This window comes from Streptomyces sp. NPDC049915 (assembly GCF_040656475.1).
In the GTDB taxonomy this organism is placed as follows: domain Bacteria; phylum Actinomycetota; class Actinomycetes; order Streptomycetales; family Streptomycetaceae; genus Streptomyces.
In genome coordinates this window covers 1-22,990 of record NZ_JBFAMH010000011.1, presented here as the reverse complement: position 1 = coordinate 22,990, position 22,990 = coordinate 1, and the positions used below count along the sequence as shown (strand labels likewise).

18 protein-coding genes and 1 tRNA gene are annotated in these 22,990 nt (G+C 67.9%); 2 read left to right on the top strand and 17 right to left on the bottom strand.

From position 1 onward, the window contains the following. Positions 1 to 15: 15 nt before the first annotated feature. The 15 genes from fusA to AB0J12_RS20305 form a co-directional block, all read right to left on the bottom strand. Positions 16 to 2,142 carry an elongation factor G gene (fusA, locus tag AB0J12_RS20375; protein ID WP_363265726.1) on the bottom strand — a complete coding sequence of 709 codons (2,127 nt, stop codon included), beginning with the start codon at positions 2,140 to 2,142 and terminating at the stop codon, positions 16 to 18. A gap of 39 nt (positions 2,143 to 2,181) precedes the next feature. After that, on the bottom strand, positions 2,182 to 2,652 hold the full coding sequence (rpsG, locus tag AB0J12_RS20370) for a 30S ribosomal protein S7 (protein ID WP_003992340.1): 471 nt from the start codon (positions 2,650 to 2,652) through the stop codon (positions 2,182 to 2,184). Between the two features lie 2 nt (positions 2,653 to 2,654). Next, positions 2,655 to 3,026, bottom strand: coding sequence for a 30S ribosomal protein S12 (gene rpsL / locus AB0J12_RS20365; RefSeq protein WP_003948652.1), 372 nt, complete (start codon positions 3,024 to 3,026; stop codon positions 2,655 to 2,657). A gap of 367 nt (positions 3,027 to 3,393) precedes the next feature. Continuing rightward, complete coding sequence (locus AB0J12_RS20360) at positions 3,394 to 3,918, bottom strand: DUF1707 and DUF4190 domain-containing protein (RefSeq protein WP_363265725.1); 525 nt, start codon at positions 3,916 to 3,918, stop codon at positions 3,394 to 3,396. A 121-nt stretch (positions 3,919 to 4,039) separates the two neighbouring features. Then, a complete protein-coding gene (locus tag AB0J12_RS20355) occupies positions 4,040 to 7,939 on the bottom strand; it encodes a DNA-directed RNA polymerase subunit beta' (RefSeq protein ID WP_363265724.1) in 3,900 nt (1,299 codons plus the stop codon). Between the two features lie 97 nt (positions 7,940 to 8,036). Next, on the bottom strand, positions 8,037 to 11,522 hold the full coding sequence (gene rpoB / locus AB0J12_RS20350; protein ID WP_363265723.1) for a DNA-directed RNA polymerase subunit beta: 3,486 nt from the start codon (positions 11,520 to 11,522) through the stop codon (positions 8,037 to 8,039). Positions 11,523 to 12,086: 564 nt separating this feature from the next. Next, positions 12,087 to 12,470 carry a 50S ribosomal protein L7/L12 gene (gene rplL / locus AB0J12_RS20345; protein WP_363265722.1) on the bottom strand — a complete coding sequence of 128 codons (384 nt, stop codon included), beginning with the start codon at positions 12,468 to 12,470 and terminating at the stop codon, positions 12,087 to 12,089. A gap of 117 nt (positions 12,471 to 12,587) precedes the next feature. Then, positions 12,588 to 13,118 (bottom strand): 50S ribosomal protein L10, encoded by a 531-nt coding sequence (gene rplJ, locus AB0J12_RS20340; protein WP_363265721.1) that lies wholly within the window; start codon positions 13,116 to 13,118, stop codon positions 12,588 to 12,590. 292 nt (positions 13,119 to 13,410) lie between these two features. Next, complete coding sequence (locus AB0J12_RS20335; protein ID WP_363265720.1) at positions 13,411 to 14,238, bottom strand: DUF1396 domain-containing protein; 828 nt, start codon at positions 14,236 to 14,238, stop codon at positions 13,411 to 13,413. An 83-nt stretch (positions 14,239 to 14,321) separates the two neighbouring features. Next, complete coding sequence (locus tag AB0J12_RS20330) at positions 14,322 to 15,164, bottom strand: hypothetical protein (protein ID WP_363265719.1); 843 nt, start codon at positions 15,162 to 15,164, stop codon at positions 14,322 to 14,324. Positions 15,165 to 15,293: 129 nt separating this feature from the next. After that, positions 15,294 to 16,019 carry a 50S ribosomal protein L1 gene (gene rplA, locus AB0J12_RS20325; protein WP_363265718.1) on the bottom strand — a complete coding sequence of 242 codons (726 nt, stop codon included), beginning with the start codon at positions 16,017 to 16,019 and terminating at the stop codon, positions 15,294 to 15,296. 74 nt (positions 16,020 to 16,093) lie between these two features. Continuing rightward, complete coding sequence (gene rplK, locus AB0J12_RS20320) at positions 16,094 to 16,528, bottom strand: 50S ribosomal protein L11 (protein ID WP_006130605.1); 435 nt, start codon at positions 16,526 to 16,528, stop codon at positions 16,094 to 16,096. 170 nt (positions 16,529 to 16,698) lie between these two features. After that, complete coding sequence (gene nusG / locus AB0J12_RS20315) at positions 16,699 to 17,571, bottom strand: transcription termination/antitermination protein NusG (protein ID WP_363265717.1); 873 nt, start codon at positions 17,569 to 17,571, stop codon at positions 16,699 to 16,701. An 81-nt stretch (positions 17,572 to 17,652) separates the two neighbouring features. Next, positions 17,653 to 17,940: a preprotein translocase subunit SecE gene (secE, locus tag AB0J12_RS20310; RefSeq protein WP_363265716.1), complete on the bottom strand. Its 288-nt coding sequence runs from the start codon at positions 17,938 to 17,940 to the stop codon at positions 17,653 to 17,655. A gap of 108 nt (positions 17,941 to 18,048) precedes the next feature. Continuing rightward, a tRNA-Trp gene (locus AB0J12_RS20305) sits at positions 18,049 to 18,121 on the bottom strand. Between the two features lie 262 nt (positions 18,122 to 18,383). Here AB0J12_RS20305 and AB0J12_RS20300 point away from each other — a divergent pair. Further along, a complete protein-coding gene (locus AB0J12_RS20300) occupies positions 18,384 to 19,610 on the top strand; it encodes a pyridoxal phosphate-dependent aminotransferase (RefSeq protein WP_363265715.1) in 1,227 nt (408 codons plus the stop codon). Positions 19,611 to 19,731: 121 nt separating this feature from the next. Next, positions 19,732 to 20,763 (top strand): adenosine deaminase, encoded by a 1,032-nt coding sequence (locus AB0J12_RS20295; protein ID WP_363265714.1) that lies wholly within the window; start codon positions 19,732 to 19,734, stop codon positions 20,761 to 20,763. Positions 20,764 to 20,773: 10 nt separating this feature from the next. Here AB0J12_RS20295 and AB0J12_RS20290 read toward each other — a convergent pair whose 3' ends face one another. Then, the gene (locus tag AB0J12_RS20290) at positions 20,774 to 21,535 is read right to left on the bottom strand and encodes a thioredoxin domain-containing protein (RefSeq protein ID WP_363265713.1); all 762 of its coding nucleotides are present in this window, start codon (positions 21,533 to 21,535) and stop codon (positions 20,774 to 20,776) included. A gap of 52 nt (positions 21,536 to 21,587) precedes the next feature. Beyond that, the gene (locus tag AB0J12_RS20285) at positions 21,588 to 22,643 is read right to left on the bottom strand and encodes a UDP-N-acetylmuramate dehydrogenase (RefSeq protein ID WP_363265712.1); all 1,056 of its coding nucleotides are present in this window, start codon (positions 22,641 to 22,643) and stop codon (positions 21,588 to 21,590) included. Positions 22,644 to 22,990: the final 347 nt, after the last annotated feature.

Below are 22,990 nucleotides of genomic sequence, written 5' to 3'. Positions count from 1 at the left end.
TGTGAACGCGGTGCGTTACTCGCCCTTGGCCTTCGCGATGATCTCCTCGGCGACGTTCCGGGGAACCTCGGCGTAGGAGTCGAACTGCATCGAGTAGCTTGCGCGCCCCGACGTCTTGCTGCGGAGGTCGCCGACGTAGCCGAACATCTCCGACAGGGGCACGAGGCCCTTCACGACACGGGCACCGGCCCGCTCCTCCATGGCCTGGATCTGACCACGGCGGGAGTTGATGTCGCCGATGACCTCACCCATGTAGTCCTCGGGCGTGGTGACCTCGACGGCCATCATCGGCTCGAGCAGCACGGGGCTGGCCTTGCGCGCGGCCTCCTTGAAGGCCTGCGAACCGGCGATCTTGAACGCGAGCTCGGAGGAGTCGACCTCGTGGTAGGCACCGTCGTGGAGGATGACACGGACACCGGTCATCTCGTAGCCGGCGAGGATGCCGAACTGCATGGCCTCCTGCGCACCGGCGTCCACCGAAGGGATGTACTCCTTCGGGATACGGCCACCGGTCACCTTGTTCACGAACTCGTACGAGACGTCGCCGCCCTCGAGGGGCTCGATGCCGATCTGCACCTTCGCGAACTGACCGGTACCACCGGTCTGCTTCTTGTGGGTGTAGTCGACGCGCTCGACGGCCTTGCGGATCGTCTCGCGGTAGGCCACCTGCGGCTTGCCGACGTTGGCCTCGACCTTGAACTCGCGCTTCATGCGGTCGACGAGGACCTCGAGGTGAAGCTCGCCCATACCGCCGATGACGGTCTGGCCGGTCTCCTCGTTGGTGTGCACCTGGAAGGAGGGGTCCTCCTCCGCGAGACGCTGGATGGCGACACCCAGCTTCTCCTGGTCACCCTTGGACTTGGGCTCGATCGCGACCTCGATGACCGGCGCCGGGAAGTCCATGGACTCCAGGATCACCGGGTTCTTCTCGTCGCAGAGCGTCTCACCGGTGGTGGTCTGCTTCAGGCCCATGACGGCGACGATGTCGCCGGCGCCCACCGCGTCGATCTCCTCACGCTTGTTGGCGTGCATGCGGTAGATCTTGCCGATGCGCTCCTTCTTGCCCTTGACCGAGTTCAGCACCGAGGTGCCGGACTCCAGGCGGCCCGAGTAGACCCGGACGAAGGTGAGCTTGCCCAGGTGCGGGTCGCTCATGATCTTGAACGCGAGCGCCGACAGCGGCTCGTCCTCGGACGGCTTGCGCTTGACGACCGTCTCCGGGTCCTTGACGTCGTGGCCCTCGATGGCCTCGATGTCGACCGGGGACGGCAGGTAGCGCACGACCGCGTCGAGCAGGGGCTGGACGCCCTTGTTCTTGAACGCGGTGCCGCAGAACACCGGGGTGACGGTGGTGCCGGTGCCCTTGCCGGACGCGATGGTGATACGACGGATCGCGGCGTACAGCTGCTCCTCGGTGGGCTCCTGGCCCTCCAGGTACAGCTCCATGATCTCTTCGTCGTTCTCGGCCACGGCCTCGAGCAGCTTGCCGCGGTACTCCTCGGCAGCCTCGGTGTGCGTGTCCGGGATGTCGACGACGTCGTACATCTCGCCCTTGGTGGCCTCGGCGGACCACACGAACGCCTTCATGCGGACCAGGTCCACGACGCCCTGGAAGTCGGCCTCGGCACCGATCGGGAGCTGCATGACGATCGGCTGCGCGCCCAGGCGGTCCGAGATCATGTCCACACAGCGGTGGAACTCGGCGCCCGTGCGGTCGAGCTTGTTGACGAAGCAGATACGCGGAACGCCGTAGCGGTCCGCCTGACGCCACACCGTCTCGGACTGCGGCTCAACGCCGGCGACACCGTCGAACACCGTCACGGCACCGTCGAGCACGCGCAGCGAGCGCTCCACCTCGACGGTGAAGTCGACGTGACCGGGGGTGTCGATGATGTTGATGGTGTGGTCGACGTCTTCCAGCGGCCAGTGGCAGGTGGTGGCAGCAGAGGTGATCGTGATGCCACGCTCCTGCTCCTGCTCCATCCAGTCCATGGTGGCAGCGCCGTCGTGGACCTCACCGATCTTGTAAGACACACCGGTGTAGAACAGGATCCGCTCGGTGGTGGTCGTCTTGCCCGCGTCGATGTGGGCCATGATCCCGATGTTGCGGACCTTGGCCAGGTCAAGTGAAGTGGTAGCCATAAGGCTTCAGTCTTCTCTCGGTCTCGATGTGGGTAGCGACTACCAGCGGTAGTGCGCGAAGGCCTTGTTGGACTCGGCCATCTTGTGCGTGTCCTCGCGCTTCTTCACAGCGGCACCGAGGCCGTTGGAGGCGTCGAGAAGCTCGTTGAGCAGACGCTCGGTCATGGTCTTCTCGCGACGGGCGCGGGAGTAACCGACCAGCCAGCGCAGCGCGAGCGTGTTGGCACGACCGGGCTTGACCTCGATCGGAACCTGGTACGTCGCACCACCGACACGGCGGGACTTGACCTCGAGGGTCGGCTTGATGTTCTCCAGCGCGCGCTTCAGCGTGATGATCGGGTCGTTGCCCGTCTTCTCACGCAGACCCTCCATAGCGCCGTAGACGATGCGCTCGGCGGTGGAGCGCTTGCCGTTCAGCAGCACCTTGTTGATCAGGGAGGTCACCAGAGGAGAACCGTAGACCGGGTCGATGATGACCGGGCGCTTCGGGGCGGGGCCCTTACGAGGCATTCTTACTTCTCCTTCTTGGCGCCGTAACGGCTGCGAGCCTGCTTGCGGTTCTTGACACCCTGGGTGTCGAGCGAGCCGCGGATGATCTTGTAGCGAACACCCGGCAGGTCCTTCACACGGCCGCCGCGCACGAGCACGATGGAGTGCTCCTGCAGGTTGTGTCCCTCACCCGGAATGTAGGCCGTGACCTCGATGCCGCTGGTCAGACGCACACGCGCGACCTTACGGAGGGCCGAGTTCGGCTTCTTCGGGGTGGTCGTGAACACACGCGTGCAGACGCCACGACGCTGAGGGGAACCCTCGAGTGCGGGCGTCTTGTTCTTCTCGACCTTGTCCTGCCGGCCCTTCCGGACCAGCTGCTGGATCGTAGGCACTACTTCTCCGGTTTCTGTGTGCCGAATGGTGAAGCTAACCTGGAACGTCGCCGACCCACGCGGTCGGGTGTGTCGAATCGTGCGGGCCCCTGCCGCAGTGGCAGAAAGAGACGCAGATCGCGGTGGCCGAAGATGGCTCCTATGCGGTTGAAGGCACGCAGGAGAGCCAAGGCACACCCCAGGCACAAGGTCTGAGCGTACCTACCTCAAACGCTACGGTCAAAACAAATGGGCCCCGCCCACAGCGACACGCGCCACATGTCAAGCCCGCCGAGCCCACGTGATCTACGAATCGGCGGCCGCTGTCCGCTTCGAACACTTTTCTCACGCCCTTGCCCCGGGGTCGTGGCCGCAGTCGTGGCCGGGGTCATCCGACCGCGAGGGACACGGCCGTCAGCAGAAGCAGTACGAGTGCCCAGCCGGCCGTGGCCAACCACCCGAGCACCAGACCCGTCAGGGCCAGCCCCTCCCCCAGCTCACCCGTCCGGCGGATCTCGGACCGTGCCGTGTGGCCCAGGACGACCGCCGGAATGCCGGTGAGCCCGAAGGTGGGCACACACAGCAGCCCGCACACGGCGGCCCCCACCGCCTTCCCGTTCGTCCGCGGCCGGGACACCGGCACGAACGCCGGCGGTGCGAGGGCAGCGGGCACAGAGGGCGGTACGGGGCCCTGCGGCAGGTCGGCGACGAGGGAGGCCAGCTGCCCCACCGTACGGGCCGCATACGCCCGCGCGACCCGCTCCTCGAACTCCTCACGCTCCATGCGCCCCTCGCCGAATCCGGCCCGGAGCACATCGACGGCCCGCTCCCGGTCGGCGTGCGAGGCGAGCATCACGCCCCAGCCCTGCTGCCCGGGCTGCCAGGGCTGCCACGGATACGGCGACTGCGACACGAGCACCTCCCCGAAGCGCCGGCGTCCCTCCATGATGCGCCGAACCGGCGCGTGCGGCACCGGCACAACGCCGAAGGGCGGCCACCCGCACGGGGTGACCGCCCTTCAGTGGACGTACGCCTTACTGGTTGTACGGACCGTAGTCGTAGTCCTCCAGCGGAACGGCCTGGCCGGAGCCGGTGCCGAACGGCGAGTAGTCGATGTCGTCGTAGCCGACGGCCGAGTACATCGCGGCCTTGGCCTCCTCGGTCGGCTCGACCCGGATGTTGCGGTAGCGGGACAGACCCGTACCGGCCGGGATGAGCTTACCGATGATGACGTTCTCCTTGAGGCCGATGAGGCTGTCGGACTTGGCGTTGATCGCCGCATCCGTCAGGACTCGGGTCGTCTCCTGGAAGGAGGCGGCCGACAGCCAGGACTCCGTCGCCAGCGAGGCCTTGGTGATACCCATCAGCTGCGGACGACCGGAGGCCGGGTGACCGCCCTCCTGGACCACACGACGGTTCTCGGTCTCGAACTTCGAGCGCTCGACCAGCTCGCCGGGCAGCAGCTCGGCGTCGCCGGACTCGATGATCGTCACGCGGCGCAACATCTGCCGGATGATGATCTCGATGTGCTTGTCGTGGATCGACACACCCTGCGAGTTGTACACCTTCTGGACCTCGCCGACCAGGTGGACCTGGACGGCACGCTGACCCAGGATGCGCAGCACGTCGTGCGGGTTGGTGGCACCCACGGTGAGCTTCTGGCCCACCTCGACGTGCTCGCCCTCGCCGACCAGGAGACGGGCACGCTTCGAGATCGGGTAGGCCGTCTCGTCGCTGCCGTCGTCCGGCGTGATGACGATCTTCTTGGTCTTCTCGGTCTCCTCGATGCGCACGCGGCCGGAGGCCTCGGAGATCGGGGCGACACCCTTCGGGGTACGGGCCTCGAAGAGCTCGACGACACGCGGCAGACCCTGGGTGATGTCGTCACCGGCCACACCACCGGTGTGGAAGGTACGCATCGTCAGCTGGGTACCGGGCTCACCGATGGACTGGGCGGCGATGATGCCGACCGCCTCACCGATGTCGACCAGCTTGCCGGTGGCCAGCGAACGGCCGTAGCACATGGCGCAGGTACCGACCGCGGACTCACAGGTCAGGACCGAACGGGTCTTGACCTCCTCGATGCCGCGGGAGACCAGCTCGTCGATCAGGACGTCACCGAGGTCGGTGCCGGCCGGGGCCAGGACCTGACCGTCGACCACGATGTCCTCGGCGAGGCAGCGCGCGTACACGCTGGTCTCGACGTCCTCCGCCTTGATGAGCGTGCCCTCGGCGTCGCGCTCGGCGATCCGCAGCTTGAGACCACGCTCGGTGCCGCAGTCCTCCTCGCGGATGATGACGTCCTGGGAGACGTCGACCAGACGACGGGTGAGGTAACCGGAGTCGGCGGTACGCAGAGCGGTGTCCGCCAGACCCTTACGGGCACCGTGCGTGGAGATGAAGTACTCCAGCACGGACAGACCCTCACGGAAGGACGCCTTGATGGGACGCGGGATCGTCTCGTTCTTGGCGTTCGACACCAGACCACGCATACCGGCAATCTGACGCATCTGCATCATGTTGCCTCGTGCACCCGAGTTCACCATCATGAAGATCGGGTTGGTCTTCGGGAAGTTCTCGTTCATCGCCTCGGCGACCTCGTTGGTCGCGTTGGTCCAGATGCCGATCAGTTCCTGGGTGCGCTCGTCCTTGGTGATCAGACCACGCTCGTACTGGCGCTGGACCTTCTCGTCCGCGGCCTCCCAGCGGGCGACGATCTCCTTCTTCGCCTCGGGAACGACGACGTCGGAGATGGCCACGGTGACGCCGGAACGGGTCGCCCAGTAGAAGCCCGCCGCCTTCAGGTTGTCGAGCGTCGCCGCCACGATGACCTTCGGGTAGCGCTCGGCCAGGTCGTTGACGATCTGGGAGAGCTGCTTCTTGCCGACCTCGTAGTCGACGAACGGGTAGTCCTCGGGCAGCAGCTCGTTGAAGAGCGCACGGCCCAGCGTGGCCTTCAGCGTGAAGCTGTCACCCTGCTGCCACTCCGGCTCGCCCTCCTCGCGCACCGGCGGCACCCAGCCACGCGGCGGGATGGTGCCCACCGGGAAGCGGATGTCGACCGGGGTCTGCAGGGACAGCTCGCCGGCGTCGAACGCCATGATCGCCTCGGCGACGGACGCGAACGCGCGGCCCTCACCCTTGGGGTTGCGGCCCTCGGCGTCGGTGGTGAGGAAGAACAGACCGAGGACCATGTCCTGGGTCGGCATCGTCACCGGACGGCCGTCGGCCGGCTTGAGGATGTTGTTCGAGGACAGCATCAGGATGCGGGCCTCGGCCTGCGCCTCCGCGGACAGCGGCAGGTGCACGGCCATCTGGTCACCGTCGAAGTCCGCGTTGAACGCGGTGCAGACGAGCGGGTGGATCTGGATGGCCTTGCCCTCGACCAGCTGCGGCTCGAAGGCCTGGATGCCGAGGCGGTGCAGGGTGGGAGCACGGTTCAGCAGAACCGGGTGCTCGGCGATGACCTCTTCGAGGACGTCGTACACGACCGTGCGGCCGCGCTCCACCATGCGCTTGGCGCTCTTGATGTTCTGCGCGTGGTTCAGGTCGACCAGGCGCTTCATCACGAACGGCTTGAACAGCTCCAGCGCCATCGCCTTCGGCAGACCGCACTGGTGCAGCTTCAGCTGCGGACCGACGACGATCACGGAACGCGCCGAGTAGTCGACACGCTTACCGAGCAGGTTCTGACGGAAACGACCCTGCTTGCCCTTCAGCATGTCGCTGAGGGACTTCAGCGGGCGGTTACCCGGGCCGGTCACCGGCCGGCCGCGACGACCGTTGTCGAAGAGGGCGTCAACAGCCTCCTGAAGCATGCGCTTCTCGTTGTTGACGATGATCTCCGGAGCGCCCAGGTCGAGCAGGCGCTTCAGACGGTTGTTGCGGTTGATGACACGGCGGTACAGGTCGTTCAGGTCGGAGGTCGCGAAGCGGCCACCGTCCAGCTGCACCATCGGACGCAGGTCCGGCGGGATGACCGGGACGCAGTCCAGGACCATGCCCTTGGGGCTGTTGGACGTCTGCAGGAACGCGGAGACGACCTTCAGACGCTTGAGCGCACGGGTCTTCTTCTGGCCCTTGCCGGTCCGGATGATCTCGCGGAGGCGCTCGGCCTCCTCCTCCAGGTCGAAGGACTCCAGGCGCTTCTGCAGCGCCGCGGCACCCATCGAGCCGTCGAAGTACGTGCCGAAGCGGTCACGCAGCTCGCGGTAGAGCAGCTCGTCGCCCTCGAGGTCCTGGACCTTGAGGTTCTTGAACCGGTTCCACACCTCGTCGAGGCGGTCGATCTCGCGCTGCGCACGGTCGCGCAGCTGCTTCATCTCGCGCTCGGCACCCTCACGCACCTTGCGGCGCACGTCGGCCTTGGCGCCCTCGGCCTCCAGCTCGGCCAGGTCCGTCTCGAGCTTCTTGGCGCGGGCCTCGAGGTCGGCGTCGCGGCGCTGCTCGATCTGCTGGCGCTCGACGGAGACATGGGCCTCCAGCGAGGGCAGGTCGCGCTGGCGGCGCTCCTCGTCGACGTACGTGATCATGTACGCCGCGAAGTAGATGACCTTCTCCAGGTCCTTCGGGGCGAGGTCCAGCAGGTAACCCAGGCGCGACGGGACGCCCTTGAAGTACCAGATGTGCGTGACGGGCGCGGCCAGCTCGATGTGGCCCATCCGCTCGCGGCGCACCTTGGCACGCGTCACCTCGACGCCGCAGCGCTCACAGATGATGCCCTTGAAGCGAACGCGCTTGTACTTGCCGCAGTAGCACTCCCAGTCCCGGGTCGGACCGAAGATCTTCTCGCAGAAGAGTCCGTCCTTTTCGGGCTTGAGGGTGCGGTAGTTGATGGTCTCGGGCTTCTTGACCTCGCCGTGGCTCCACTGACGGATGTCGTCAGCGGTGGCCAGACCGATCCGGAGCTCATCGAAGAAGTTGACGTCGAGCACTATGCGTCAATCCCTCTCAGGGTTGTAAGTCTGTGGTCTGAAACGGGGGCCTGGGGGTCGGCGGGGCCCTGTGGGTGGGGGCCCCGCCGGACTCCCGTCAGACCTCTTCGACGCTGCTCGGCTCGCGCCGGGACAGGTCGATACCGAGCTCCTCCGCAGCGCGGAAGACGTCCTCATCGGTGTCGCGCATCTCGATGGACATGCCGTCCGAGGACAGCACCTCCACGTTGAGGCACAGGGACTGCATTTCCTTGATGAGCACCTTGAAGGACTCGGGAATGCCGGGCTCAGGGATGTTCTCGCCCTTGACGATGGCCTCGTAGACCTTCACACGGCCGGTGACGTCGTCGGACTTGATGGTCAGCAGCTCCTGGAGGGCGTACGCGGCGCCGTATGCCTCGAGCGCCCACACCTCCATCTCACCGAAGCGCTGGCCACCGAACTGGGCCTTACCACCCAGCGGCTGCTGGGTGATCATCGAGTACGGACCGGTCGAACGGGCGTGCAGCTTGTCGTCGACCAGGTGGTGCAGCTTGAGGATGTACATGTAGCCGACCGAGATCGGCTCCGGGAACGGCTCGCCGGAGCGGCCGTCGTACAGTCGCGCCTTGCCGGACGGGAGCACCATGCGCTCGCCGTCGCGGTTCGGGATGGTGTGCTGCAGCAGACCCGCCAGCTCGTCCTCACGGGCACCGTCGAACACCGGGGTGGCGACGTTGGTGCCGGGGGCGACCTTGTCGGCGCCGATCACCTGGAGGCGCTGCGCCCACTCGTCGGCGAGGCCGGAGACGTCCCAGCCGCGGCTGGCGAGCCAGCCGAGGTGGATCTCCAGGACCTGTCCCGGGTTCATTCGGGACGGCACACCCAGCGGGTTGAGGATGATGTCGACCGGGGTGCCGTCCTCCAGGAACGGCATGTCCTCGATCGGCAGGATCTTGGAGATGACACCCTTGTTGCCGTGACGGCCGGCGAGCTTGTCACCGTCGGTGATCTTGCGCTTCTGCGCGACGTAGACGCGGACCAGCTGGTTCACGCCCGGCGGCAGCTCGTCGCCCTCTTCGCGGTCGAAGACGCGGACGCCGATGACCTTGCCGATCTCGCCGTGCGGCACCTTCAGCGAGGTGTCGCGCACCTCGCGCGCCTTCTCACCGAAGATCGCGCGGAGCAGGCGCTCCTCGGGGGTCAGCTCGGTCTCACCCTTGGGCGTGACCTTGCCGACGAGGATGTCGCCGGCGACGACCTCGGCACCGATACGGATGATGCCGCGCTCGTCGAGGTCGGCGAGGACCTCCTCGGAGACGTTCGGGATGTCCCGGGTGATCTCCTCGGGGCCGAGCTTGGTGTCACGGGCGTCGACCTCGTGCTCCTCGATGTGGATCGAGGAGAGGACGTCGTCCTGCACGAGGCGCTGCGACAGGATGATCGCGTCCTCGTAGTTGTGACCCTCCCACGGCATGAACGCCACGAGCAGGTTCTTGCCCAGCGCCATCTCGCCGTTCTGGGTGGCCGGGCCGTCGGCGAGCACCTGGCCCGTGATGACGCGGTCGCCCTCGTTGACGATGACCTTCTGGTTGACCGAGGTGCCCTGGTTGGAGCGGGCGAACTTGGCCAGGCGGTACGTGATGTACGTGCCGTCGTCGTTGGCGGTGGTGATGTAGTCCGCGGAGACCTCCTGGACCACACCGGCCTTCTCGGCCTTGACGACGTCGCCGGCGTCGACGGCGGAGCGGTACTCCATGCCGGTACCGACGAGCGGGGCCTCCGACTTAATCAGCGGAACGGCCTGGCGCATCATGTTCGCGCCCATGAGGGCACGGTTGGCGTCGTCGTGCTCGAGGAAGGGGATCATGGCCGTCGCGACCGACACCATCTGGCGCGGCGAGACGTCCATGTAGTCCACGTCCTCGGGGCCGACGTAGTCGACCTCGCCGCCCTTGCGGCGGACGAGCACGCGGGCCTCGGCGAAGCGCAGGTCGTCGTTGAGCGTGGCGTTGGCCTGCGCGATGACGAAGCGGTCCTCCTCGTCGGCGGTCAGGTAGTCCACCTCGTCGGTGACCTGGCCGTCGATGACCTTGCGGTACGGGGTCTCGACGAAACCGAACGCGTTGACCCGGCCGTAGGAGGCGAGCGAGCCGATCAGACCGATGTTCGGGCCTTCAGGCGTCTCGATCGGGCACATGCGGCCGTAGTGCGACGGGTGCACGTCACGGACCTCGAAGCCGGCCCGCTCACGTGAGAGACCACCCGGGCCAAGAGCCGACAGACGGCGCTTGTGGGTGAGACCCGACAGCGGGTTGTTCTGGTCCATGAACTGCGACAGCTGGCTGGTGCCGAAGAACTCCTTGATGGAGGCGACGACCGGCCGGATGTTGATCAGGGTCTGCGGCGTGATCGCCTCGACGTCCTGGGTGGTCATCCGCTCACGGACGACGCGCTCCATACGGGCCAGACCCGTGCGGACCTGGTTCTGGATGAGCTCGCCGACGCTGCGCAGACGACGGTTGCCGAAGTGGTCGATGTCGTCGGTCTCGACGACGACCGGCTGGCCGTTGTCACCGACCGTCTCGGTCTCGCCGGCGTGCAGCTTCACCAGGTACTTGATCGTCGCGATGATGTCCTCGACGGTCAGGATCCCGGCGTCCAGCGGGGCGTCCGCGCCCAGCTTCTTGTTGACCTTGTAGCGGCCGACCTTGGCCAGGTCGTAGCGCTTGGGGTTGAAGTAGAGGTTCTCGAGCAGCGTCTGCGCGGCCTCACGCGTGGGGGGCTCGCCCGGACGCAGCTTGCGGTAGATGTCGAGCAGCGCGTCGTCCTGGCCCTGGGTGTGGTCCTTCTCCAGGGTGGCGCGCATGGACTCGTACTCGCCGAACTCCTCGAGGATCTGCTCGGTGGTCCAGCCGAGGGCCTTGAGGAGGACGGTGACGGACTGCTTGCGCTTGCGGTCGATACGGACACCGACCATGTCGCGCTTGTCGATCTCCATCTCCAGCCAGGCACCCCGGGACGGGATGATCTTGGCGGAGAAGATGTCCTTGTCGGACGTCTTGTCGATGGAGGAGTCGAAGTAGACGCCGGGGGAACGCACCAGCTGGGACACCACGACACGCTCGGTGCCGTTGATGACGAAGGTGCCCTTGTTCGTCATGAGCGGGAAGTCGCCCATGAAGACGGTCTGGGACTTGATCTCGCCGGTCTCGTTGTTGGTGAACTCGGCGGTGACGAAGAGCGGGGCCGCGTAAGTGAAGTCGCGGTCCTTGCACTCGTCGATGGAGTTCTTCGGCGGCTCGAAGCGGTGGTCGCGGAAGGTCAGCGACATCGACCCGCTGAAGTCCTCGATCGGGGAGATCTCCTCGAAGATCTCCTCCAGACCGGACTTGGTGGGGACATCCTGACCGTTCTCGAGGGCCTCCTCGACGCGAGCCTTCCACGCGTCGTTGCCGAGCAGCCAGTCGAAGCTCTCGGTTTGCAGCGCGAGTAGGTTCGGAACCTCGAGGGGCTCCTTGATCTTTGCAAAGGAGATGCGCAGCGGGGCGGTGCTGGCAGCGTTGTTCGTATTCGCGGTCGAGGCGTTGCGCGAGGCGGCCAAGAGGGGGTCCTTCCGAGGGCTCGGACTCACTACGCGCGTACCGTCCCCTCTCCCGCGCACAAAGACAGAGGTCCCAGGTCAGAGACGATCTGTCGGTCAGTGCTCGAGTGAGGGCAGACCCCTGGTGACGGGCAGGGGGCAGCTAACAGGCAGCGCAAAGGGTCAGTGTAGCCACTTGGCACACTGATGTCCAGTCCCGCATTTCGGAGACCTCACTCTTCCAAACGCCTGCGGCATACCTGCCTTCAACGCACGTTGATACTGCCCTCTTCGCCGTCGATCCATGCCTCGGATTGGATCCTGTGACGACGCGTCCTGAGAATTGCGCGCTGCGTGCGGTTCGTCAAGGCCCCCCTTGCACGAACCGGGGCGACCGAGACACGGCGAAGATCACCTTACCCCTCACGAACACAGGTGCAAGGCAGCCCGGGCCGTCCCCCGGGGAACGCCGAAGGGCGACCACCCGGATGGATGATCGCCCTTCGGTGCGTTCGCGTTACAGCCCCAGGGAAGACGTTTTCACGACCTGGGCCCTGGGAGGCCGTTCAGGCGGTCGCGAAGGTCTTACTTGACCTCGACGGAGGCGCCGGCGCCCTCGAGGGCCTCCTTGGCCTTGTCGGCGGCGTCCTTGGCGACCTTCTCGAGAACGGGCTTCGGGGCGCCGTCCACGAGGTCCTTGGCCTCCTTCAGACCCAGGGAGGTCAGCTCACGCACGACCTTGATGACCTGGATCTTCTTGTCACCGGCGCCGGTGAGGACGACGTCGAACTCGTCCTTCTCCTCGACGGCCTCGGCCGGGGCGCCGGGGGCACCCGGGGCGGCAACGGCGACGGCCGCGGCGGCGGTGACGTCGAACTTCTCCTCGAAGGCCTTCACGAACTCGGAGAGCTCGATGAGGGTCATCTCCTCGAACTGCGCGAGCAGGTCGTCCTGAGAGAGCTTCGCCATGATGGCGTCCTTCCACTAATTCGGCAGGTGCCGGATGTACGGGGTGAGGCGGGCGTACGTTGGCCCGCTGGCGACACGCGCCGCGCTCAGGCGGCGAGCGTCAGAAAGCGAGCCGAATTACTCGGCACCGCCCTGCTCTGCCTGCTTGGCACGCAGCGCGTCCACGGTGCGGACGAGCTTCGACGGCAGCGCCTGGAAGAGCTGAGCAGCCTGGGACTGCTTGCCCTTGAAGGCACCGGCCAGCTTGGAGAGCAGAACCTCGCGGGACTCGAGGTCCGCAAGCTTCTTGATCTCGTCGGCGGAGAGGGCCTTGCCCTCGAGCACACCGCCCTTGATGACGAGATTCGGGTTGTCCTTGGCGAAGTCACGGAGACCCTTCGCCGACTCCACCGGGTCACCGGTGATGAAGGCGACGGCCGTCGGACCAGCGAACTGGTCGTCCAGCGTCGTGATCCCGGCCTCGTTGGCCGCAATCTTGGTCAGCGTGTTCTTCACCACGGCGTACTGGGCGTTCTCACCGAGCGAGCGGCGCAGCGTCTTGAGCTGCGCCACGGTGAGACCGCGGTACTCGGTCAGCACGGCGGCGTTCGAGTTGCGGAACTTGTCCGTCAGCTCGGCAACCGCGGCAGCCTTGTCGGGCCTCGCCATAGAGCCTCGGCCTCCTTCCGGGTGATTCGGACCGCGCGGACCCGAAGGAGGACTGGGGAAAACGAAACGCCCCGGCGCAGGCGCACGGGGCGGACTCGACCGGCAGCACACGCATGTGAACACACACATGCTCCGGGAGTTCTTCCACAGTCACCTGCGCGGGTCGCCCGCATTTTCAGCGGATCCTTCGGCCACCGGCCCCTTTGTTGGGGCACGGCAACGACCAGCGGTCTTTGGCTTCGTTAGGAGAGTACGGGAACGGGTCGCCTTCGAGCAAATCCGCCCGTACGGGTCAGCCCTCGGCGCCCTTCATCATCTCCTCGAGATCGGCGACGTCCTTCGCCGGCGGGGCGACGACGGTCACCGGCTTGTTGACGTCGAGGAAGGTGATGGTCATGTCCAGTGGGCCCTTGTCGGCGTCGCCGCGCATGCGGAACTGCCTGGTGTGCTGCTCACCGTCGATCCACAGGTCCATGGTGAAATTGTCGACGCCGAGCTCGTCGTACTCGTCGATGCTCTTCTCCCGCTTCTCGCGGGTGGCCTGGTCCTTGCCGCTCAGGGACGCCTTGAGGTCGGCGAGGGTGACCGTGCCGGCGTAGTGGGTGGTCCTCACTCCCTCGACGGTCTCGGTGCCGACCTTCTTCACGTCCTTGGAGCCGTCGAGGAAGGTGGAGTCGGCCGCCGGGTTCTTGCGGGCCTGTCCCGCCCCCATCTGGTCCCCACCCTGTCCGCCGTCGGCCCCGGACATGTCGAACTTGATCCAGCTCTTGCCGTCCATCTCCTTGGCGGCCTCGGCGCCCCCGCCCAGATACAGCGCCTTGTCGACGAGCCGGATCTCCATCTCGCCGGAATCGGTCCCGCCCTCGACCGTCATCTTCATGCTCATGGCGAGCGGCTTCACGCTCATCGCGGCCTCGCCGCGCACCTTGCCCTGCTCCGGAACGGTGCCGCTCATGCGATAGCGGAAGGAGGTGATGGCGTCGGCGTTCTCCGCGGCTTTCGCCACGGCGGCCGCCGGAGACATCTCCGGGGACTGCGCGTCGCCCTTTCCGCAGCCGACGGCCCCGGCGAGCAGCAGCACGGCCACAGAGGCAGCGGGTACGACAGAGGACTTCTTCATGGTTTCCCCCCACGACAGACACAGCTGCCACACGGCAGCCTTGCGAGGGTAACGGTAAGGGGCAGGTAAGACACCGGGTTTTCTCATGGCCCCGTGGTGCCCATGAGCTGCGCGAAGTCCTCGGTGTCGGCCGCCGGGGGCCGCTGTACGGCGACGTGGACGCCGTAGTCGCCGTAGGTGGCCGTCTGAGTCATCAGGCCGCTCGTCATCGCGGCCTTCTCGGTCTTCTTGACGATCAGGTCGTGGTCGTCGACCCACAGGTCGATGTGCTCGCCGCGCACGCCGGCGTCGGTGAGCTGCTTCTTCAGGGACCCCTCGGCGAGGGACGCGACGTCGACCGTGCCCGTGTAGTGCCGGGTGCGGCGGCCGGCGACGGTCTCCTCACCGGCGGCGCGGGCGTCACCGGAGGCCAGCAGCAGTTTCACGGGCGGCACGGGAGCGGTGTTGCGCAGCTGGTCGCGCAGATAGCTGCCGGAGTCGCCGGGCAGGCCGGCGAGGTCGTCGTAGTCGTAGCGGATCCAGTGCCGGCCGCCGATGCGCCGGGCGAACTCGGCGCCCACGCGCGCGTAGTACGCGTCGGGCAGCAGACGCGCCTGCATGGTGGTGCTGCCGAGCGCCCGCAGCGGTTCGGCGAGGCTGCCGCCGGTGTAGGTGATGGTGAGCGTGCCGGTGGACTCGCCCGCCCAGTCCAGGGTGCCCTCGCTGCGGGTGGACAGCAGGCCGGCCATCACGGTGGTGGAGCCGATCCGGGCGGAACCGGCCCGGGTGGTGGCCTGCTCGACGGCGTGCAGCGCGGCCGCGGTACGCGCGTCGAGGCTGGGCGACGCGGTGGGGCGCGGCCGGCTGCCCCCGCCGCCGCAGGCCGTCAAGGCGGTCAGTACGGCCGTCAAAAGGACCGGCAGGACTCCACGTCCGATGCTCCTCATCCGTTTTTCCCCCTCGGCTCCCCCGCGATCTTCACGCTAACCCGGCGGGGACTGCTTCGGGAACGGAACGGGCCCCGCCCCCTGCGAGCAGGGGGCGGGGCCCGGAACCGACTTCGGTGAGCGTCAGGCTCAGACCGCGGCCGGGTCCTCCTCGACGAGGAGGTTGCGGGTGCGGTTCGGGTCGACCGGAATGCCGGGGCCCATGGTGGTGCTGAGCGCGGCCTTCTTGATGTAGCGACCCTTGGCGGCGGACGGCTTCAGACGGAGGATCTCCTCCAGGGCCGCGCCGTAGTTCTCCACCAGCTTGGTGTCGTCGAAGGACGCCTTGCCGATGATGAAGTGCAGGTTCGCGTGCTTGTCGACCCGGAACTCGATCTTGCCGCCCTTGATGTCGGTGACGGCCTTGGTCACGTCGGGGGTGACGGTGCCGGTCTTCGGGTTCGGCATCAGACCACGCGGACCGAGCACGCGGCCGAGGCGGCCGACCTTGCCCATGAGGTCCGGGGTGGCGACGACGGCGTCGAAGTCCAGACGGCCCTTCGCGACCTCGTCGATCAGTTCGTCGGAGCCGACGATGTCGGCGCCCGCGGCCTCCGCGGCCGCAGCACGGTCACCGGTCGCGAAGACCAGGACCCGGGCAGTCTTGCCGGTGCCGTGCGGCAGGTTCACGGTGCCACGGACCATCTGGTCGGCCTTGCGCGGGTCGACACCCAGACGGAAGGCGACCTCGACGGTCGAGTCGAACTTGGTCGTGGCGGTCTCCTTGGCGAGACGGACGGCCTCGAGCGGGGCGTACAGCTTCTCCCGGTCGACCTTGGCGTCCGCAGCCTTGAGAGCCTTGCTGCGCTTGCTCACGTGATGCTCCTGTATGTACTGAGGAGTTGTGGTCCGGGCCGAGCAGGCCCTGCCACTACTGCTGGAAGGTGGGGTCAGCCCTCGACCGTGACGCCCATGGAACGGGCGGTGCCGGCGATGATCTTCTCGGCGGCGTCCAGGTCGTTGGCGTTGAGGTCGGGCATCTTGGTGGTGGCGATCTCGCGGACCTGGTCACGCGTGATCTTCGCGACCTTGGTCTTGTGCGGCTCGCCGGAGCCCTTCTCAACGCCCGCGGCCTTGAGGATCATCTTCGCGGCCGGCGGGGTCTTGGTGATGAAGGTGAAGGAGCGGTCCTCGTAGACCGTGATCTCCACCGGGATGACCCAGCCACGCTGCGACTCGGTCGCGGCGTTGTAGGCCTTGCAGAACTCCATGATGTTCACGCCGTGCTGACCCAGCGCGGGGCCGACCGGCGGGGCCGGGTTGGCGGCACCGGCCTGGATCTGGAGCTTGATGAGCCCCGTGACCTTCTTCTTCTTGGGAGGCATGGCTCTCCGGGTCCTTTCACTTCGGGTCCATGCCCGCTTCCGGGGACCACCCGGACGCAGGCATACCGCACAACGATAACGGGTATAGATGCGCGGCTAAAAACCGTGCAGGTCAGGCGCTCGCTGAGCGTTCGCCTGACCTGCACGGAAGCGGTACGTCCAGAAAGAAACTAGTTCTTCTGGATCTGGTCGAAGGACAGCTCGACCGGCGTCTCGCGACCGAAGATCTCCACCAGACCCTTGACCTTCTTGGAGTCCGGGTTGATCTCGTTGATCGTGGCCTGCAGCGTGGCGAACGGGCCGTCGGTGACGGTGACCGAGTCGCCGACCTCGAAGTCCAGCACCTGGACCTCGACCTTGCGCTGCGGCGCCGGCTTGCCCTCGGCCTCGGCGGCCTCACGGGCGGCCTTGGCCTCCGCCTCGGGGGCGAGCATCTTCACGATCTCGTCCAGCGACAGCGGGTACGGGTCGTAGGCATTGCCGACGAAGCCGGTGACGCCCGGCGTGTTGCGGACGACGCCCCAGGACTCGTTCGTCAGGTCCATCCGGACGAGCACGTAACCGGGAAGCTTGTTCTGCTTGACGGTCTTGCGCTCGCCGTTCTTGATCTGGACGATCTCTTCCTCGGGCACCTCGGCCTGGTAGATGAAGTCCTCGACGTTCAGCGAGACGGCGCGCTGCTCCAGGTTGGCCTTCACGCGCTTCTCGTAGCCGGCGTACGTGTGGATGACGTACCACTCGCCGGGCAGCGTGCGCAGCTCCTCGCGGAGCTTCTCGACCGGGTCGCGGTCGTCCTCGGGCTCGGGCTCGGGCTCCTCGGCCACGGCCTCGGCGACGTCGTCCTCATCGACCTCGTCGCCGGCCTCGGCCTCGTCCTCCTCGTGGAGGGCGGCTTCCTCGGCGGGCTCGCCCGCTTCGAGGTCGGCAGCCTCGGCCTCGTCCAGGTCCTCGTCCGCGCCCTCGACGATGTCGAGCTCGTCGTCCACCGACTCTGCCGCAGTCTCGCTTGGCTCAACGGCGTCGTTCAGGTTCTGGTCAGACACGGTGGCTGCTTCTTCCTGGATACATAGGGGTGGAACACGCGAAAAGGGGCGCCGGATACCTCGGCGCCCTTCGCTTCTGGCTCAGCCGAAGACGTACTTGGCCGCGTGGTTGAGCCCATAGTCAATCACGGTCACCAGGCCGATCATGATGGCGACGAAGAAGATCACCACAGTCGTGTACGACGTCAGCTGGTTGCGCGTGGGCCAGACGACCTTGCGCAGCTCGGCGATGATCTGCCGATAGAAGGTGGCCAGGCGCCTGAGCGGACCCTTCTTGGCCCGCTTGCCGCCCTTGCGGGCCTTCTTCCGACTCTCCGGCGCCTCGTCCTGGACGTCAGGCGTGTCGATGGAGCCCACGGCGTCCGCCATTAGTCCTCACCTGATCCCGGGTCGTGGCCGTGCCGCGCCCGGTCTGAGCCGCACGGCGGTGCATTGCTGTACGTACATGCGCACACATCCTGGCGAAGGTGTGTGTAGCAGGGCCGGAGGGACTTGAACCCCCAACCGCCGGTTTTGGAGACCGGTGCTCTACCAATTGAGCTACGACCCTTTGGTGTGTCCCCAACGTACCGCATCCGCCCGGATGCTCGGTGTGCACCGGTTGCGGTCGCGGCTGCTGAAGGCCAACGAGGTGAGAGTGTACGTGGTCCGGAGCGCGCAGTCGAACGGAAAGCGCCCCCGGGGGTGGTTGGTTTGATGTTCGTGGCCGGACGCGGATCGGCCGCGCCGGGCGTTCCGTCAGGCGTTCGGTCGGTGCCCACTGGGTGAAACCGGCGTGCCCGCCAGGTTTCCGGTCTGAAAGCATGGGCCGTATGAGCGCTGCAATCCCTCCCACCGAGCGCCGGGTCTCGGCCCGCATCGGCGCGATCTCCGAGTCCGCCACCCTCGCCGTGGACGCCAAGGCCAAGGCACTGAAGGCCGCCGGGCGCCCGGTGATCGGCTTCGGCGCCGGTGAGCCCGACTTCCCGACTCCGGACTACATCGTCGAGGCGGCCGTCGAGGCCTGCAAGAACCCGAAGTACCACCGCTACACGCCGGCCGGCGGCCTGCCCGAGCTGAAGGCCGCCATCGCCGCGAAGACGCTGCGCGACTCCGGCTACGAGGTCGACGCGTCCCAGGTCCTGGTGACCAACGGCGGCAAGCAGGCGATCTACGAGGCGTTCGCCGCGATCCTCGACCCGGGCGACGAGGTCATCGTCCCGGCGCCGTACTGGACGACCTACCCGGAGTCGATCCGGCTGGCCGGCGGTGTCCCCGTCTTCGTGACCGCCGACGAGACCACCGGCTACCGCGTCTCCGTCGAGCAGCTGGAGGCCGCCCGCACCGAGAAGACGAAGGTCGTCCTCTTCGTCTCCCCGTCCAACCCGACCGGCGCGGTCTACTCCGAGCACGAGACCGAGGCCATCGGCCGCTGGGCCCACGAGCACGGCCTGTGGGTGCTCACCGACGAGATCTACGAGCACCTGGTCTACGGCGGCGCCTCCGCCGTGTCGCTGCCCGCGGTCCTGCCCGAGCTGCGCGACAAGTGCATCGTCGTCAACGGCGTCGCCAAGACGTACGCCATGACCGGCTGGCGCGTGGGCTGGATCATCGGCCCCAAGGACGTCGTGAAGGCCGCGACCAACCTGCAGTCGCACGCCACCTCCAACGTCTCCAACGTCGCCCAGGTGGCCGCGCTGGCCGCCGTCTCCGGTGACCTCGAGGCCGTGGCGAAGATGCGCGAGGCCTTCGACCGGCGCCGCAAGACCATCGTGCGGATGCTCAACGACATCGACGGCGTGTTCTGCCCGGAGCCCGAGGGCGCCTTCTACGCCTACCCCTCGGTCAAGCCGCTGCTGGGCAAGGAGATCCGCGGCAAGCGTCCGCAGGACACCGTCGAGCTGGCCGCGCTGATCCTGGAGGAGGCCGAGGTCGCGGTCGTCCCGGGTGAGGCGTTCGGCACGCCGGGCTATCTGCGGCTGTCGTACGCGCTCGGCGACGAGGACCTCGTCGAGGGCGTGAGCCGGATCCAGAAGCTGCTGGCGGAGGCGAGGGACTGACGTCCCCGCCGCGCCGGACACGGGCCGTCCCCTCGGGGGGCGGCCCGTTTCTTCGTGCCGGCAAGACCTCGATCGGGGAAAGTGCTACCGGGACGCCCGTAGCGTGCGGCAGGATCCTGGAATGGAGCGCGTACGTGATCTGTCTGCACTGCCCAAGGCCCATCTGCACCTGCACTTCACCGGCTCGATGCGGCCCAGCACCCTCCTGGAACTCGCCGACAAGCACGGCGTCCGGCTGCCGGACGCGCTGACCGACGCGCTGGTCAGCGGGGAGTCGCCGCGGCTGCGGGCGACGGACGAGCGCGGCTGGTTCCGCTTCCAGCGGCTCTACGACGCCGCACGCTCGTGCCTCCAGCGGCCGGAGGACATCCAGCGGCTGGTGCGGGAGGCCGCGGAGGAGGACCTGAAGGACGGCTCCCGGTGGCTGGAGATCCAGGTCGACCCCACGTCGTACGCCCCGCGGCTGGGCGGGCTGATTCCGGCGCTGGAGATCATCCTGGACGCGGTGGAGACCACCAGCCGGGAGACCGGGCTCGGGATGCGGGTGGTGGTCGCGGCCAACCGGATGAAGCACCCGCTGGACGCGCGCACCCTGGCCCGCCTGGCCGTGCGGTACGCCGACCGGGGTGTCGTCGGCTTCGGGCTGTCCAACGACGAGCGCCGCGGCCTGGCGCGCGACTTCGACCGTGCCTTCGCCATCGCGCGCGAGGGCGGTCTGCTGTCCGCGCCGCACGGCGGTGAGCTGACCGGCCCGTTCTCGGTGCGGGACTGCCTGGACGATCTGCACGCCGACCGGCTCGGGCACGGGGTGCGGGCCGCGGAGGACCCGTGGCTGCTGCGGCGGCTCGCCGAACAGGGCGTGACCTGCGAGGTCTGCCCGGCGTCCAATGTGGCGTTGGGGGTGTACGAGAAGCCCGAGGACGTACCGCTGCGCACGCTGTTCGAGGCGGGCGTGCCGATGGCCCTGGGCGCGGACGACCCGCTGCTGTTCGGCTCGCGGCTCGCCGCGCAGTACGAGATCGCGCGCCGGCACCACGAGTTCACGGACGAGGAGCTGGCGGAGCTGGCCCGGCAGTCGCTGCGCGCGACGGCGGCGCCGGACGGGGTCAAGCGGGAGCTGCTGTCCGAGGTGGACGACTGGCTGGAGGGCTGAGCCCGTCGGTTCACCGGCTCATGGAGCCGATCACCATCGGGAACGACTGCTTGTCGAAGAGGCCGCCGGCCAGGCTCTGCGGGACGATCTTGCCGTTGACCTTCAGCGTGGGCGTGCCGGTCGCGCCGGACGTGTCGAAGGCCTTCTCGGAGGCGGTGACGAAGGAGCGGTGCTTCATGCCCTTCACCGCCGCGTCGAACTCGGTGCCGCGCAAGCCCGGTACCTGGGAAGCCGTCCGCAGCAGGAAGGTGTCGGTGTAGCCGTCGATGCTCTCGTCGGGCTGGTGGGCGAAGAGGGCGTCGTGGAGCCCGACGAACCTGCCCGCGTCCAGCGCGGCCCGCAGGGCGTTGGCGGCCTTCTTCGAGCCCTGGCCGCCGAGCTTGCCGTCCAGGAAGGACGCGAGGGTGTACTCGGCCCTGACCTGGCCGGAGCGGACCATCTCGCGCAGCGCCTCGCCGCCGCCCTGGGTCTCGAACCGCTCGCAGACCGGGCAGCGCATGTCCTCGTAGACGTGCACGACGGTCTTCGCGCTCGGCGAGCCGACACGGACGGTGGTGCCGTCGGGGGCGAGGGACTCGGGGAGGTCGGCGTCCGTGGCGTACGTCTGTGCCGGGGCGGCGTGCGCCCGCTGCCCGCCGGCCGGTTTGGCGTCGACGCCGTCGTCCGCGCCGCCGCCGCATCCCGTGGCGGCTGCGGCCAGCAGTACGGCGACCGCCGTGGTCGCGGTCGCGGCGGTACGGGTGCGGCGGGTGCCTCCGCGGGTGCCTCGCATGGGTCGTTCCCCTCATGTCTCCTGGCGGGGTACGACCCTATGTGATCTTCCGCTACAGGCTGACGCCCACCGTCACCGGTTCGTTGACGAGGGTGACGCCGAAGGCCTCGTGGACGCCGGCGACGACCTCGCGGGCGAGGGCGAGGAGGTCCTCGGTGGTGGCCTCGCCTCGGTTGGTCAGGGCGAGGGTGTGCTTGGTGGAGATGCGGGCGGGGCCGGTGCCGTAGCCCTTGGTGAAACCGGCCTTGTCGATCAGCCAGGCGGCGGAGGTCTTGGTGTGTCCGTCGCGGGCCGGGTAGGCGGGCGGTTCGGTGCCGGCGCCGAGGCGGCCGTGGACGCGGGCACGGAAGGCCGCGAAGGCGGTGTCCGGGAGGATCGGGTTGGTGAAGAAGGAACCGGCGGACCAGGTGTCGTGGTCGTCGGGGTCCAGCACCATGCCCTTGCCGGCGCGCAGCTTCAGGACCGTGTCGCGGGCGTCCGCGAGCGGGACGCGGTCGCCGGGTTCCACGCCGAGGGCGCGGGCGGTCTCGGCGTAGCGGATCGGGGCGGAGAGGCCGCCGGCGTCCTCCAGTGCGAAGCGGACGCGGAGGACGACGTAGCGGTCCGGGTCCTGCTTGAAGCGGCTGTGGCGGTAGGAGAAGGCGCAGTCGGCGTTGGCCAAGGTGACCGTGCGGTGGGTGTGGCGGTCGTAGGCGATCACTTCGGTGATCGTGGCGGAGACGTCCTGGCCGTACGCGCCGACGTTCTGGATCGGGGTGGCGCCGGCGGAGCCGGGGATGCCGGCGAGGCACTCGATGCCGGCGAGCCCGGCCTCCACGGTGCGGGCGACGGCGTCGGTCCAGATCTCGCCGGCGGCGAGCTCCAGGGTGGTGCCGGTCAGCTCGACACCGCGGGTGGCGATGCGGAGGGCGGTGCCGGGGAAGCCCTTGTCGCCGATGAGCAGGTTGGAGCCGCCGCCGATGATCAGCAGGGGGGTGCCGGTCGCGTCCGCCTCGCGGACGGCTTCGATCACCTCGGCGTCACTGCTCGCCGTGAGCAGCCGGGTGGCGGGGCCGCCGAGCCTGAGGGTGGTGAGGGGGGCGAGGGGGGCGTCGTGTTGTTCCAGCACGCGGGCAAGCCTATGCCTGCGGCGGCGGGGTGGGGGGTGAGGGGGGCGGGGGGGGGTGGTGTGGTGCGGGTGCGGGTCTCGTTGTGGTTGCCTGCGGCGGCCTGTGCGGGTTTCGTTGTGGCTGGTCGCGGTGGCCTGCGGCGGCCTGTGCGGGTTTCGTTGTGGCTGGTCGCGCCGTTCCCCGCGCCCCTTATATGCCTGCGGCGGCCCGTTGCTGTCCGGTGGCCGGTTGCGGTAGCGCCTGCCGTTGTCTGTGGGTCGGGGCCGGGGTGGGGGGTGTCCGTCCTCGGTCCGGCCGCCCGTTTCCGACGAGGGGCGCCCTGTGCCGGTGCCGGCCGCTGCGGGCG